The sequence below is a fragment of the Streptomyces sp. NBC_01304 genome, from assembly GCF_035975855.1.
GTDB lineage: Bacteria > Actinomycetota > Actinomycetes > Streptomycetales > Streptomycetaceae > Streptomyces.
Window position 1 is genome coordinate 875,096 of record NZ_CP109055.1, and the last position, 14,625, is coordinate 889,720.

A 14,625-nucleotide genomic window follows, 5' to 3' on the forward strand; every position below is an offset into this window, starting at 1 on the left:
CCCTGATTGCGCGATCTGATCGCCACTGCTTTGCGGAAGCTGCGTAGGAGATTTGCGCAGCACTCTCGATGTTTTGCTACAGCGGCACCACAGGGTTCCCGCGCGCAGCAACGTTGTCAACGCTTCTCACTCGGTGGCCGAAAGGCCACACGCCGGGCCCCGGGACGGTCCCTCCGCTCGAACGAGGAGCCTCAACTGCTGTCAGGAGCACGGCAATTAACCCTGCCGAAACCATGGACCCCGCAACTGGACTCTGGCAATCTCCAACAACTGAACGCAAGAAATGGAGAGTTGGCTCTGGGGACGGCGACACTCTCCTGCTGGAAACACCACAAAGCCGTGCCTCGTACCGTCCTGCGGACGAGGCGGACGATCGGGATTCCATGACCAGACATCGCATGAGATGGCGGGCCACCGCCGCCCTGGCCGCCACCGCGCTCGCGGCGGTGGGACTGCCCTCGCTGTCGGCGACGGCCGCCGCCGACACCGACCCCGGCATCGAACTGTCGGATGTCGACCTCGCCAGGGGCCACAAGCCCACCACTTCCGGCAAGTGGATCCAGACGGACCTCGGGGCGACCCGACGGATAGCCGAGACCGTGCTGCGCCTTCCCGGCGACGGGCAGACCGGCAAGCGCCTCATCCAGGTCCAAGGCAGCACCAACGGCCGCGACTTCACCGATCTCAGCGCCCCGAAGGTGTACCGGTTCAGCGCCGCGAGCAAGCAGCGGGCCACGATCGCCTTCGGCATCACCACCACCCGCTACGTACGGGTGCTGAGCACCACCCAGGACGGCAAGCCGGCCGGACAGCTGCCCCGCCTCGAGGTGTACGGGCCCGCGAAGGGCGACAACCGGCCGCCGACCGCACCGCCCGGCCTGACCCTCGGCCAGGGCGGCGCCGGCCACACCACCCTCACCTGGAAGAGCGCGAGCGACGACAGGCGCGTCGTCGCCTACGACGTCTACGTCGACGGGAGGCTGCGCACCAGCCTGCCCGCCACCGTGAAGTCGTACGAGGACACCGGCCAGGCCCGCGCCAGGACCGCGTACTTCGTGCGCGCCCGCGACACCGCGGGCAATCAGTCCCCCAACGGCGAGACCCTCCACCGGGCCAAGCCCTCGGGCGACACCCAGCGCCCCCTCGCCCCGGCGGCCCCCGCCCTCACCCCGCGCGACCACGGCAAGGTCCGGCTGACCTGGCAGGCGTCCGCCGACAACACCAAGGTCACCGGGTACGACATCTACGCGGACGGCAAGCGCCTGGCGAGCACCGGCGCCGCCAAGACCGCGTACACCTTCACCCCGAAGGCCGGAAAGACGGTCGCGTACGCGGTACGTGCCAAGGACGCGGCCGGCAATGTCTCACCGGCGAGCCCCACGGTCACCCGCGCCGACAGCGCGGACGCGGCCACCAACCTCGCGGTGGGGAAGGCGATCAGCGCCTCCTCCGTGCAACAGAACTACGTCGCGGCGAACGCCAACGACGACAGCACCGGCAGCTACTGGGAGGGCGCGCCCGGCAGCTACCCGAACACCCTCACGGTAAAGCTGGGCGCCAACGCCGACACGAGCTCCGTCGTCGTCAAGCTCAACCCCGACAGTGCCTGGTCGGCGCGGAGCCAGACCATCGAGGTGCTGGGCCGTGAACAGGGCGCGAGCTCCTTCAGCTCCCTGGTGGCAGCCAAGGACTACGCCTTCAATCCGGCGAGCGGCAACTCCGTCTCGATCCCGGTGACCGCGCGCGTCGCCGACGTACAACTGAAGTTCACGGCGAACACCGGGGCCACGGGCGGACAGGTCGCGGAGTTCCAGGTGCTCGGGACGCCCGCGCCCAATCCGGACCTGGAGATCACCGGCCTGACGGCCGCCCCGCAGAACCCGACCGAATCCGATGCCGTCACCCTGTCGGCGACGGTCCACAACCGCGGCGCGGACGCCTCTGCCGCCACCGACGTCAACTTCAAGCTGGGCGGCACCAAGGTCGACACCGCGCCCGTCGGCACGCTCGCCGCGGGTGCCTCGCAGACCGTCACCGCGAACATCGGTACGCGCGGCGCGGGCAGCTACCCGCTGAGCGCGGTCGTCGACGAGGCGAACAAGGTCATCGAGGAGAACGAGGGCAACAACTCCTACAACAGCCCGACTCCCCTGGTGATCAAGCCGGTCGACAGCTCCGACCTCGTGGCCTCCCCCGTGAGCTGGTCGCCCGGCGCACCGGCCGCGGGCGACGCGGTGAAGTTCTCGGTCGCCGTGAAGAACCAAGGCACGGTGGCCTCCGCCGCCGGCAGCCACGACATCAAGCTGACCGTGACCGACGCGGGCGGCACGGTGGTCAAGACGCTCACCGGCTCGCACAGCGGCTCCATCGCGGCCGGCGCCACCACCTCCCCGGTGGAGCTGGGCAGTTGGACGGCGGCCAACGGCAAGTACACGGTGAAGACCGTCATCGCGGACGACGCCAACGAGATCCCCGGCAAGCGCGACAACAACTCCAGCTCGCAGCCGCTGTTCATCGGCCGCGGCGCGAGCATGCCGTACGACATGTACGAGGCCGAGGAAGGCAACCTCGCGGGCGGCGCCCAGCTGATCGGCCCCAACCGCAAGGTGGGCGACCTCGCCGGCGAGGCGTCCGGCCGCAAGGCCGTCACCCTCAACGACACCGGTTCCTCGGTGGAGTTCACCACCAAGGCCGACACCAACACGCTGGTGACCCGCTTCTCCATCCCGGACGCGCCCGGCGGCGGAGGGACCAGCGACACCCTCAACATCTACGTCGACGGCACGTTCCTCAAGTCCATCTCGCTGACCTCCAAGTACGCCTGGCTGTACGGCGCCGAAGCCGGTCCCGGCAACTCGCCGGGCGCCGGGCCCGCGCGGCACATCTACGACGAGGCGAACGTCCTGCTCGGGAGGACCGTCCCCAAGGGCAGCAAGATCAAGCTGCAGAAGGACGCCGGGAACGGCTCGAAGTACGCGATCGACTTCGTCAGCCTCGAACAGGCCACGCAGATCCCCAACCCCGACCCGGCCGCCTATGTCGTACCGGCCGGCTTCACCCACCAGGACGTGCAGAACGCGCTGGACAAGGCCCGGATGGACACCACCGGGAAGCTCGTCGGCGTCTATCTGCCGGCCGGTGACTACGAGACGTCCAACAAGTTCCAGGTCTACGGAAAGCCCGTCAAGATCATCGGCGCGGGCCCCTGGTTCACCCGCTTCCACGCGCCGGCGGGCCAGGAGAACACCGACAACGGCTTCCGGGCCGACAACGGCGCCAACGGTTCGACCTTCGCGAACTTCTCGTACTTCGGGAACTACACGTCGCGGATCGACGGCCCCGGCAAGGTCTTCGACTTCTCGAACGTCGCCGACATGACCATCGACAACATCTGGAACGAGCACCAGGTGTGCCTCTACTGGGGCGCCAACACCGACCGCGTCACCATCAAGAACTCCCGGATCCGCGACACCTTCGCCGACGGCGTCAACATGACCAACGGCTCCACCGACAACCACGTCGTCAACAACGAGTCGCGGGCCACCGGCGACGACAGCTTCGCGCTGTTCTCGGCGATCGACGCCGGCGGCGCCGACATGAAGAACAACGTCTACGAGAACCTCACCAGCCTGCTGACCTGGCGTGCCGCGGGAATCGCCGTCTACGGCGGCTACAACAACACCTTCCGCAACATCCGCATCGCGGACACCCTGGTCTACTCCGGGATCACCATCAGCTCGCTGGACTTCGGCTACCCGATGAACGGGTTCGGTACGGATCCGACGACCGTCGAGAACGTCACCATCGACCGCTCGGGCGGCCACTTCTGGAACGGCCAGACCTTCCCCGGCATCTGGCTCTTCTCCGCCTCGAAGGTGTTCCAGGGCATCCGCGTCAACAACGTCGACATCATCGACCCGACGTACCACGGCATCATGTTCCAGACCAACTACGTGGGAGGACAGCCCCAGTTCCCCGTCAAGGACACCATCCTCAGCGACATCTCGATCTCCGGAGCGCACAAGAGCGGCGACGAGTTCGACGCCAAGTCCGGCTTCGGGATCTGGGCGAACGAGATGGCCGAGGCGGGACAGGGACCGGCGGTCGGCGAGGCCGTCTTCAACTGCCTGAAGCTCAGCGACAACGCCCAGGACATCAAGAACACCACCAGCACCTTCAAGATCACCGTCAATCCGTGCCAGAACTGACGGCCCGGAGCTGACGACCCGCGAACAACAGCCGCCCCGGGAGTTCCCGGGGCGGCTGTTGTTCGCGCTCCTTCCCTCTCTGGCCGGTGGCCCCGCCCGCCGCGACCGGCCCGGCTATATTCCGTCCGTGGACGACGATCACGGGCAACTCCTCGCAGGCAGATACCGGTTGACCGACCTCCTCGGTCAGGGCGGCATGGGTGCGGTCTGGCGCGCCCACGACGAACAGCTGGGCCGGGAAGTGGCCGTGAAGGAATTGCGGCTTCCCGAGCATCTGAGGGCCGAGGAACGGGCCAATTGGATCGCCCGGCTGGATCGTGAGGCACGGGCCGCCGCGCGGCTGAAGCACCCGGGGATCGTGACCGTCCACGACCGCACAGCCGGTGCGGACGGACGGCCGTGGATCGTCATGGAGTGGGTGACGGGTGGGTCCCTGGACGACCTGCTGCAGAAGCAGGGCCCCTTGTCCCCGCAGCACGTTGCCGACATCGGGCGCCAGGTGGCCGCCGCGCTGCGTGCCGCGCACCGGATGGGGATCACCCATCGGGACATCAAGCCCGCCAACATCCTCCTGGAGGACGGGCGGGCCGTCCTGACCGACTTCGGGATCGCGGCCCTGGAGGGGGATGCCACCCTCACCGCCACCGGCATGATCATGGGTACGCCCGCGTTCATGGCGCCGGAGCAGGTGCGAGGTCTGCCGGCCACCGCCGCATCCGATCTGTGGTCGCTGGGAGCCACGCTCTACACCGCCGTGGAGGGGCACCCGCCCTTCGCGGGGTCGGCCCCGAGCGCCGTGCTGGTCGCCGTCGCGACGGAGGAGCCGGCCCCTGCCGTGCAGGCCGGGTCTCTCGCCCCCGCGCTGGAGGGCCTGCTCCGCAAGGAACCGGCCGCGCGCCTGACGATGGAGCAGCTGCAGGCCCAGCTGGACCAGGTGGCCACGCCGGGGCCGGTGGCCGGGCCACCACCTCCCCTGCCGGCGCACGCGAGCCCGGCCGCATGGCCCACGGCTCCCGCACAGCCGCCCGTCGCATCGCCCGGGGCTCCGCCCGCGCATCCCGCGAACTGGCCCGGGCAGCCTGCGGGGACCCCCGTCGTGGCCCGCCGCCGAATATCCCGTCGTACCGCGTGGATCAGTGCGGCCGCGCTGGCCCTTGTGGCCTCGGCGACCGCGTACGGGCTGTACGCGACCCTGGGCGGCAAGACGGGGAACGACGCCTACCAGGACAATCTCCGTGCGGCCGAGGGAATGGGCCGTCCGGCGGGCTTCAGCGTGGCAGCCAAAGCCCGTGCCGACGGCGACCGGGCGAGAGTCACCTACGTGGGGGGACGCTCTGATCCCGATGACTCGAACCAGGGCGCAGGCACCGCCCCGAGAGCAGCAGCGTCAGCATGGATGAATGCGCTGCCGGGCATTTCGCACCACCAACTCGCCATGACTCCTGGGTGCATGACCAAGACGAACGGCTGCACCTGGACCGTCACCTCCAAGGACGGCTACACCGAACCGACCATCGTCCAGGCCCAGATCCACACCCAGAACGGCCGGTTCGCCCTCCAGATCGAGGTCGGTCCCGTGGCTGAGTGATCGAGCGGCGGACGATCTCCGGCCGCATCGCTGGGGCCCGTCCTCAAGGCCCCCTCGCCCCACACCGAGATCATCCCGGCATGGGGCGAGCCACAGGGGCCGCTTCTCCCCTACGACCTGGTCGTACGAACTAGTCGACGGCTCCTTCCTCGAAGCGCTTGACCCAGTACGCGGTCCGGTCCAGGTAGGCCGTCTCGGCCGCCTCCCCCGTCGTGCCGTACGCACCGTCGAAGGTCTGGTAGTCGTGTCCGGCCGGCGGAGTGCTGTCGGCGGGTTCGATGGAGCTGCCCTCGTGCCATTCGTTGAACGACGTCACCGACACCCAGGTGGGCGAGCCGCCGATGGCGGGGGCGAGGGCGTTGGACCACTGCTTGTCGTAGGCGGCTCCGTTGTCACGGCCGAGGGTGGGGGTGGTGTTGCCGGGCACGGCCCGGTCGTCGATGTAGCCGGGCGCGACGGACGGCGCCCAGATCAGGTCGTGCGCGCGAGCGTAGTCGCCGGCCTGCTTCCAGCCGGGAGCGGTGGCGCCCGCGATGCCGTCGTAGGTGTACAGGCCGGAGAAGTGCGCGATCTTCGTGGTGTCGGTGGTCTGGGCGAGCACGATGTTGCTGCCGGTGACCTGGTCGAGCGGAGCCCAGTCGGTGATCTTCAGGCTCTCGAAGACGTAGAAGGCGGGCTTGTTGCCGTGCGCGGCCGAGCGGTAGAAGGCCGGATGGCTGCCGTACCGCTCGTTGAGATACGTGACGTCGTCGGCCACGGACTGGGCGGTGCGGCCCTGATAGGGCTCGATGTGCCAGGCCACCTTGATGCCTTCGCGCTCGGCCGCGTCGAGGACTCCCTTGGCGAGGGTGTCCTCGTAGCCGCCGCGCCCCCACCAGCTGTAGACGAGGACGCCCGCGCCCGAACGGGCCACCCACTTCATGTGCTGCGCGACGGCCCCCTCGTGGTCGCCGGAGTCGTACGGCCCGAGCGCCGGGTAGAGATCGGCCCCGATGTCCTCGGGTGGGGTGTGCCCGCCCTGCGCCCAGTGCCGCCAACTGCCGCTCGTCGCGGGGCTGCCGTACCAGGGGTAATAGAAGAGGTGCACGTCGGGCGAGCCCTCTTCGGTGCCGCCCCGGCGGGGCGTGCAGTCGGCGCTGACGGCTCCGGCCGCGTACTGGATGCCGCCGAGCAGCAACGTACGGAAGTCGTTGTCGGCGTAGGACTCGGCGGTGTGCCCGAGCCCCGTGTAGAACGACCGGCCCGAGCCCTGTGCGTGGCACCAGGTGATGGGGTGGTCCCCCATGTCACCGCCGCTGTACGTCGTTTCGTCGAGGCTCTGCAGGACGCGTACGTTCAGCCGGGGGTTGGCGCGGTAGTTGTACCACTCGTCGGTACGTGTCCACGTCTCGCCGAGGTGCGAGGTCGCGGGATGCGTGCGGTCCTCGTTCTTGAGGGTGGCCTGCTGGATCGCCGGATGGCTCTTGAAGCGGGCGCCTGCCAGGTCACCGTAGTAGGGCCAGTCGTATTCGGTGTCGGCGGCCGCGTGCACCCCGACATAGCCGCCTCCCCCGTCGACGTACGACTGGAGGGCGCTCTGCTGGTTGTCGTCGAGGACGTCGCCCGTGGTGTTGAGGAACACCACCGCCTCGTATCCGGCGAGGCTCTCAGGGGTGAAGGCGCCTGCGTCCTCGGTCGCGGTGACCGTGAAGCCGTGAACCGCGCCGAGGGTGCGGACTGCGTCGATTCCGGCGGGGATGGAGTCGTGCCGGAAGCCGGCCGTCTTGGAGAAGACGAGCACCTGGTACGGGTCGGCGGCCCGGGCCTCGGCGACGGGTACCGACAGGGCCGCCGCGAGGACGAACGCGCCGGCCGCGCGGCGGAGTTGGCGCAAGGAGTTCCGCATGGTCAACGCCCCTTCCGTGCCGCTGAGGTGAACGTGAAGGCATCGACGTCGAAGAGGTTGCCCTGGCCGGTGGGGCCCTTGAAGACGAGGTAGAGCTTCGTCGGACCGGACGGTGCGCCGGACAGGTTCGCCGAGACGTCGGTGAAGTTCTCCCAGCCGCCGGTCACGGGCACGGTGAGCGTGCCGAGCAGGGTGCCGGTGGGGGATCCGGTTCGCACCTCGATGGTGCCGCCCGCGCCGCCGGAGGAGACGCGCGCCGACAGGCTGGTGGCGTTGGCGAGGGTATACGGCTCGAAGGAGATCCAGTCGCCGTCGTCCGTGAAGCCGACGGTGTTGCCGCCCTCGGCGGGGCCGTGCCCGGCGATCTGGATGCCGGACTGGGCGCCGAAGTGCTCGGCCTGGCGGTGGCGCGGCTGCAGGGTGCGGACGCTGTGGCCGGTCAGGCCGTCCTGGTCGGTGTACTCGGCGTCGAAGACTCCGTAGAGGTTGGCGGCGCTGTCGTGTTCGCCGTCGGCCGGGATGGTGAGGGTGCCGGAGCAGCCGTTCTTCGAGGTGATGGCGTGGGTGTGGCTGTCATGGCCGAGGAGATAGGTGACCTTGACCTTGGCGCAGTCGACCGTGCCGTCCTCGGGGTCGCTCACGTCGACGGTGAAGGGCACGGTGTCGCCGAAGGAGAACAGGCCGCCGTTGGCGGGCTGTTGGAGGTTCACCGTCGGTGCGGTGTTGCCTGCCGTGACCACCAGGCTGGAGCTGCCGGTCAGGCCTTCCGGGTCCTTGACCGTGAGGGTCGGGTGGTAGGTGCCCTTCGTGCTGTACGTGTGTGTGGGATCGGCCTCGGTGGAGGTGGCGCCGTCGCCGAAGTCCCAGGCGTAGGTGAGGGGCTGGCCCTCCGGGTCGGCGCTGCCCTGCGAGGAGAACTTCACGGTGAGGGGAAGGGCCCCGGAGGTCTTGTCGGCGGCGGCCTTGGCGACCGGGTTGCGGTTGCTGCCGCCGATGTACTCGATGCGGTACAGGGCCTGGTTGCCGCTGCCGGTGCCGTAGTCGAGGACGTACAGCGCGCCGTCCGGGCCGAAGTCGGTGTCGATGATCTGGGTGCCGGTCCACGGGAAGTCCTCGATCACTCCGCGAGAGCCGTCGGCCTTGACCTCGATGGACTTGATCCATTTGCGGCCGTACTCGGCGGCGAAGAACCGCCCGTCCAGGGCCTTGGGGAACTTCACCGAGGAGTCGAGGTTGTCGTCGAAGCGGTAGACCTCGCCGCCCATCGGGGACTCGGAGCCGCCGCCGAACTCGGGCGGCGAGCCGGCGTCACCGGCATATCTGATCCAACTGGGCTGGGCGGGCGGCAGTTTGTCCTGGCCGGTGTTGTGGAGCGAGTTGTTCGCCGGGCCGCCCGCGCAGTCGTACTTGGCGCCCGAGGGGCCGCTGGGGAAGGTGTACTCGTTGTACGTCTCGCTCGTCGTGTTGGTGCCGGTGCAGTAGGGCCAGCCGTAGTTGCCCGGGCCGGTGATCCGGTCGAACTCGACCTGGCCACTGGGGCCCCGGTTCGCGTCGGTGGTGCCGGAGTCCGGGCCGTAGTCGCCCAGGTAGACGATGCCGGTGGCCTTGTCGACGGACATCCGGAACGGGTTGCGGAAGCCCATCGCGTAGATCTCGGGGCGGGTCTTGGCGGTGCCGGGTGCGAAGAGGTTCCCGGCGGGGACGGTGTAGCCGCCGTCGGCGGTCGGCTTGATGCGCAGCACCTTGCCGCGCAGGTCGTTGGTGTTGCCCGAGGAACGCTGGGCATCGAACTGCGGGTTGCGGTCGGCGCGTTCGTCGATCGGTGTGTAGCCGCTCGAGTCGAAGGGGTTGGTGTCGTCGCCGGTGGTCAGGTAGAGGTTCCCGGCCGCGTCGAAGTCGATGTCGCCGCCGACGTGGCAGCACTGGCCGCGGTCGTTGGCCACTTCGAGGACGACCTTTTCGCTGCCCAGGTCGAGGGTGCCGTCGGACTTGAGGGTGAACCGTGACAGGTTCAGATGTCCCTTGAAGGGCTCGAAGTCGGCCGCGCTGCCGGAGGCCGGGGCGTCCCCTGCGGGGGTGTTCAGCTTCGGCGAGTAGTACAGGTACACCTGCCGGTTGGTGGCGAAGCCGGGGTCGGCGGCTACGCCTTGCAGGCCTTCCTCGTCATGGGTGTAGACGTCCAGCTTCCCGGCGGTCTTGGTGTTGCCCGCCGCGTCGGTGAGCCGGACCGTGCCGTCGCGCGCGGTGTGCAGGGTCGAGCGGTCGGGGAGCACCGCGAGGGACATCGGCTCCCCCAGCTCGGCCTGTCCCGAGGCCAGTTGCACCTGCTGGTAGTCGGACGGCGGGATGTCCCGCGGCGCGCTGCCGGCCGGCGCCGCGACGGCTCCGGTGAGCAACAGCGCGAGGGCTGCGGCCAACTTCAGCACCGCATGAGGGCGTGCAGACATGAAGCTTCCTTCCTGACGTGAGGGGTGTCAGGCAAGGCGCGCGCCGGCCGCGCTTGCTGTCCGGCAGGCATGCCGCAGTACCCAGGCTCGGGCGACAACTGCCGGATATTTCAACAACTTCTATGGGAATTACATACTGCTGCGAGCTTCTTGCATGCTGGCGAAGCCGCCGGAATTTGTCAAGGCCCCGTCAAAATGGCGCGGTTGTCTCCGTTCGGCCGCTCGCGGGCCGGGAATCAGGCGCAGCCGATCCGCTCCTTGGCCCCCGGCCACCGCTCCACGTGGTCACCGTCGACCCGGACGTAGGCGTCCTTCTTGTCGCCGGCCAGCCACAACTCCCGCCCCTGGTACCGGAATCCGGTGTCCGTGGCGTCGCCGGGCATGGGCACGTCGTCCTCGTACCGGGAGTTGAGCAAGTCGCTGCCCGCGAACTTGGCCTCCGGGTCCCGGAAGTACTGCCGCTGCGCCTTGTCCCGGCCCAGATGCAGAATCTCCACCGACTGCCAGTCGCAGTGCTTGGGCCCCATCGAGCTGTTGACCTTCGTCGTGGGCACCGGCCGGCCCTGCTCGTCGGACCACACCCGCAGGTCCAGGTCGGCCCGCTCGGCCGCGCGGAACTCCGAGGGATCGCAAAGGGCGTACGTCTCCGCGATCCAGCCGTCCTTGCCCTTCAGGTTCTCGGCGACGATCACCGCGGCACGGGTCCGGCCCCCGACGTCGTACGAGAACAGGACGCGATTGCCGCTGCGCCGCTCCACCCGGTAGCCGCGCTCCGGCGTGATGCGCCACATCTGGCTCGCGGACAGATGCTGCTGCAACGCGGCGTCGGGCGAGCTCTCTCCGCCCGAGTCGCCCCCTCCGTAGTTGCCGGGACCACCTTCGAAAAGCTCGCCGGCACACTCGAGGGTCAGCAGGGACGCGCCGCCGCCCTCCAACGGGCTGTCCTCTACGACCCATTCGGGCGTCTTCGCCTTGAGCGGCCCGTCGTACGGCGCAGTGGATCCCTCCTCGCCGCCCTTGCCCGGACTCTCGACCACCAGGTCGTCGCCGACCGTTACCCCGCTGCACGCGCTGAGCGTCACCAGCACCGCAGCTGCGGCCACCAACCCTTTGAAGCCCCTCATGTCGATCCTCCGCCCCATCCCTACCGGCCGCCTCCACGATGGCGACCTCGCACGACAACGACGCGTCACACTCCGAAAACGTTCGAGAACAGTGGTCGAGCGAACGACGGGAGCGGCTGACGACGGGAGCGGCTAGGGTCCGGCCGCATGGCCGTCAACTTCAATGACCACTACCACCAGTTGCTGCTGAAGCAGGTGCCGGACGGGGCTCGGACGGCACTGGACGTGGGGTGCGGGACGGGGCGGTTCGCGCGGCTGCTCGCGCAGCGGGGTCTGGACACCCAGGGCGTGGACCCCGACGCGGACGTGGTCGCCGCAGCGCGAAGGGCCGGGGGCGGGCCTCGCTACCGCCAGGTCGACGTGCGCGCGGGGGAACTGCCGGACGCGCACTACGACTTCATCTCCTGCCTGGCCAGCCTCCACCACATGCCGTTCGACACCGTGCTGTCGCTACGCAGCGCCCTCGCCCCGGGCGGGGTCCTCGCGGTGCTGGGGCTCTATCCGGTCAAGACGGCGACCGACTTCGTGGCAGCCCTCCCCGCACGGGCCCTGCTCAAGGCGGACCGCCTGCTGACCCGGCACCGCCCCGCTCCCGCCGTGCAGGTCCCGATCGTCTGGCCGCCCCCGCTGACGTACGCCGAGACCCGCGCCGAAGCCGCCCGCCTGCTGCCCGGCTCGACCTTGCGCAGGCTCCCGCTCTGGCGGTACCTCCTGGTGTACCGGGCCTGAGGGTTGCGCTCCGGTCCGCTGGTGCGCAGTCGATGTCGTTCGGTCGATGCCGTTCCGCCGGCGCTCAGTCGATGCAGAACTCGTTGCCCTCGATGTCCAGCATCGGGATGCACGCATCGTTGCCGTCATACAGCGTCTGCACGTGTACCGCGCCGAGAGGGACCAGCCGCGCGCATTCGGCCTCGAGTGCGGCGAGGCGCTCCTCCCCCACGAGCCCGGTGCCGACCCGCACATCGAGATGCACCCGGTTCTTGACGGCCTTGCCCTCGGGAACGCGCTGGAAGTACAGCCGCGGGCCAACACCTGAGGGATCCGTGCAGGCGAACCATGAATCCCGCTGCTCCGGCGGCTGTGAAAGCTTGTACTCGTCCCAAGTGGCGAAGCCCTCCGGCGGTGGCGGTACGACGTACCCCAGCACCTCGCACCAGAAGTGGGCGAGACGCTCCGGTTCCGCGCAGTCAAAGGTGACTTGGAACTGCTTGATCGACGGCATCGGCGCACCCTACCAGGGTGATTCTGCTCCTCATTTCCCCAGCTGGACCCGCATGATGCCGGGAGAATTGCCGGTGGGCGGACGGCTTGCGGCGGGCGGGATTTCACCACCGCGCAAGCGTTCAACGCGTTCACGGGCTCAACGGAACTACCGGCTTCCCGGCCGGGCACGGGCAGGGTCCGGTCCTGGGCCGCAGCCGAAACCGTCTTCCACGAGGCCGAGTCGGCCCGGGCAACGGAGTACGGGGCGCTGTCGGCCTCGGCCCTGCCGTCCCCCGCGGAGTACGACGTACGGCACGATCCGGACGTCGCCCGTCTCAATCACCTCGCGCAACGCCTGTTGGGAAGCTCCAACGACATCCGGTCGTGCGAGAGGGAGTACGCCGCCTCCACTGCGGCGGTGTACGACAAGAACGCCGACGTCGTCCGCATACCGTCTGGTCAACGCGTCGTCTGCACCGGCCAGTTGCTCCCGTGCGGCGAGGAACAGCGCGGGCCGGCACCAGTGGTGCGAGAGGGCCTCCCGGTACGCATCAGCCTGATCCGTCCCCGACCGGCCCATCCCGACAGCGGACGGCTGGGCGATGATGGGGCCATGACCACCGTGGATCAGCCCTTGGGCGCCGTGCGTGAGCGTGTCCTGGCCAGGCTGCGGCAGGACATCGTCACCGGGAGCCTGCTCCCCGGCGACCGCCTCGTCGAACGTGAACTGGCCGAGCACTTCGGGGTGTCCAGGGTGCCCGTGCGCGAGGCCGTCAGAGCCCTGGTCGGCGAGGGCTTCGTGACCTTCGAGAGCGCACGGCGGGCGGTGGTGCGCCGGCTCACCCGTACCGATGTCGCCGAGCTCTTCGAACTGCGCGAGGCACTGGAGGTGTACGCCGCCGGACTCGCCGCCCAACGCTGCACCCCCGGCGACCTGGCCGGCCTGGCGGACCTCCTCGACGTGGCGGCGGCCGCGACCCGCAGCGGGGACGCCGAGCGGATCACCGACGCCAACACCCGCTTCCACGACCGCATCCTGAGCTTGGCGGGCAACGGCCTGCTCTCCTCGGTCATGGAACCAGTCGAGGGCCGCCTGCGCTGGCTCACCCGGCAGAACGCCGAGTGGCCGCAACTCCTCGCCGAGCACCAGGAGTTGTACGAGGCGGTGGCATCCGGCGACCGCGAACGGGCTCGCGCGGCCAGCCTGTCCCATGTGCGGACCAACTACCGCTCCACGGTGCGCCACCTCTTCGGAGAGTGACGCTCACTCCTCCTCCAGCCGGCGCACGCGCTCCGCGTCGCAGGTGCGCGGGCAGGTGAGGCACGCCTGCGGAGTCGGCCGGCCGGACTCGGCCGAGGGGCGGATGGCGTAGTAGAGGCAGCAGCCGGCCCGGGTGCGGGTCAGGTGCGACCGGCCCTCGCTGCCCCGCAGCCGCCGGAAGTCGGCGCCGGCCGGGAAGGGTGCGATGCCGCTGGGCAGCAGCTCGGTGGCCGCGCGTACGGACCGTTCTTCCTGTCCCAGCATGCGGCCCAGGTACCAGATGCCGGAGACGAGGTCGTCGCCGACCATGCCCCATTGGGCGCGCGGCCCGCGGCGCATGTGAGGACCGACCGCGGCAAGCAGCGGGCGCATGTGGTCGGCGACCGCGGAGCGCAGTTCGGCCCGCAGCGCCTCCTCGTGGGCGACGACCTTGACGCCGGGGAGTGCGGCCGCCGGGTCGTCGGGCAGGCAGGCGAAGCCGCCAGGGGCGAACGCGAGATCGGCGGTCGGGAGGTGGACGTATACATCGCGCGGGCGCACTCGCGGGACGCGACGGGCCAGATACCAGGGGCCGCTCATCAGCAGGCTGACGGACCACAGGTAGTGGTGCATCAGCCGGGAGGCAGCCACATCCATACGCGGCGTATGCCCGAATTCATGCTGAATTCGGGCTACTTCGGCCTGGAGGAAGGCGTCGACGAGTTCGGGGCGGGCCGTCAGCTCGGCTCCATCGACCCAGGTGTCAGCCCCATCGACCCGAGCGTCGACCAGCTCGACGCGCAGCGACTCGCAGGCGCGCAGCAGGAGTTGATACGTCCCGGTCAGCGGCCGGGAGCCATTTTCGGCCAGGGCGGGCGCGAGCATGGCCGGTGCTGTTCTCACCGATCCCCCTCCACCAAAGTCATCATT

The 14,625-nt window shown here is 69.5% G+C and carries 9 protein-coding genes; 4 read left to right on the plus strand and 5 right to left on the minus strand.

Features of this window, described 5'->3' with window-relative positions; translation table 11 throughout:
- The first annotated feature begins 383 nt into the window (after nt 1-383).
- Together OG430_RS03805 and OG430_RS03810 are read left to right on the plus strand one after the other, a co-directional pair.
- Nucleotides 384-4,208 (plus strand): CARDB domain-containing protein, encoded by a 3,825-nt coding sequence (locus OG430_RS03805; RefSeq protein WP_327350950.1) that lies wholly within the window; start codon nt 384-386, stop codon nt 4,206-4,208.
- Between the two features lie 127 nt (nt 4,209-4,335).
- The gene (locus OG430_RS03810) at nt 4,336-5,796 is read left to right on the plus strand and encodes a serine/threonine-protein kinase (RefSeq protein ID WP_327350951.1); all 1,461 of its coding nucleotides are present in this window, start codon (nt 4,336-4,338) and stop codon (nt 5,794-5,796) included.
- A gap of 130 nt (nt 5,797-5,926) precedes the next feature.
- Here the strand turns inward: OG430_RS03810 and OG430_RS03815 are convergent, their stop codons facing one another.
- The 3 genes from OG430_RS03815 to OG430_RS03825 form a co-directional block, all read right to left on the minus strand.
- Nucleotides 5,927-7,681 (minus strand): ThuA domain-containing protein, encoded by a 1,755-nt coding sequence (locus OG430_RS03815; protein ID WP_327350952.1) that lies wholly within the window; start codon nt 7,679-7,681, stop codon nt 5,927-5,929.
- Nucleotides 7,682-7,683: 2 nt separating this feature from the next.
- The gene (locus OG430_RS03820) at nt 7,684-10,128 is read right to left on the minus strand and encodes a PQQ-dependent sugar dehydrogenase (protein WP_327350953.1); all 2,445 of its coding nucleotides are present in this window, start codon (nt 10,126-10,128) and stop codon (nt 7,684-7,686) included.
- A 236-nt stretch (nt 10,129-10,364) separates the two neighbouring features.
- The gene (locus OG430_RS03825; RefSeq protein ID WP_327350954.1) at nt 10,365-11,252 is read right to left on the minus strand and encodes a hypothetical protein; all 888 of its coding nucleotides are present in this window, start codon (nt 11,250-11,252) and stop codon (nt 10,365-10,367) included.
- A gap of 147 nt (nt 11,253-11,399) precedes the next feature.
- Between OG430_RS03825 and OG430_RS03830 the strand changes: the two genes are divergently transcribed.
- A complete protein-coding gene (locus OG430_RS03830) occupies nt 11,400-11,981 on the plus strand; it encodes a class I SAM-dependent methyltransferase (RefSeq protein WP_327350955.1) in 582 nt (193 codons plus the stop codon).
- Between the two features lie 64 nt (nt 11,982-12,045).
- On the opposite strand, the gene OG430_RS03835 is transcribed toward OG430_RS03830, so the two are convergent.
- Nucleotides 12,046-12,474: a VOC family protein gene (locus OG430_RS03835; protein ID WP_327350956.1), complete on the minus strand. Its 429-nt coding sequence runs from the start codon at nt 12,472-12,474 to the stop codon at nt 12,046-12,048.
- A gap of 594 nt (nt 12,475-13,068) precedes the next feature.
- On the opposite strand from OG430_RS03835, the gene OG430_RS03840 reads away from it, so the two are divergent.
- Entirely contained in the window at nt 13,069-13,716 is a 648-nt protein-coding gene (locus OG430_RS03840) for a GntR family transcriptional regulator (protein ID WP_327350957.1), read from the plus strand.
- Between the two features lie 3 nt (nt 13,717-13,719).
- Here OG430_RS03840 and OG430_RS03845 read toward each other — a convergent pair whose 3' ends face one another.
- A complete protein-coding gene (locus tag OG430_RS03845; protein WP_442816687.1) occupies nt 13,720-14,580 on the minus strand; it encodes an iron-sulfur protein in 861 nt (286 codons plus the stop codon).
- Nucleotides 14,581-14,625 lie beyond the last annotated feature (45 nt).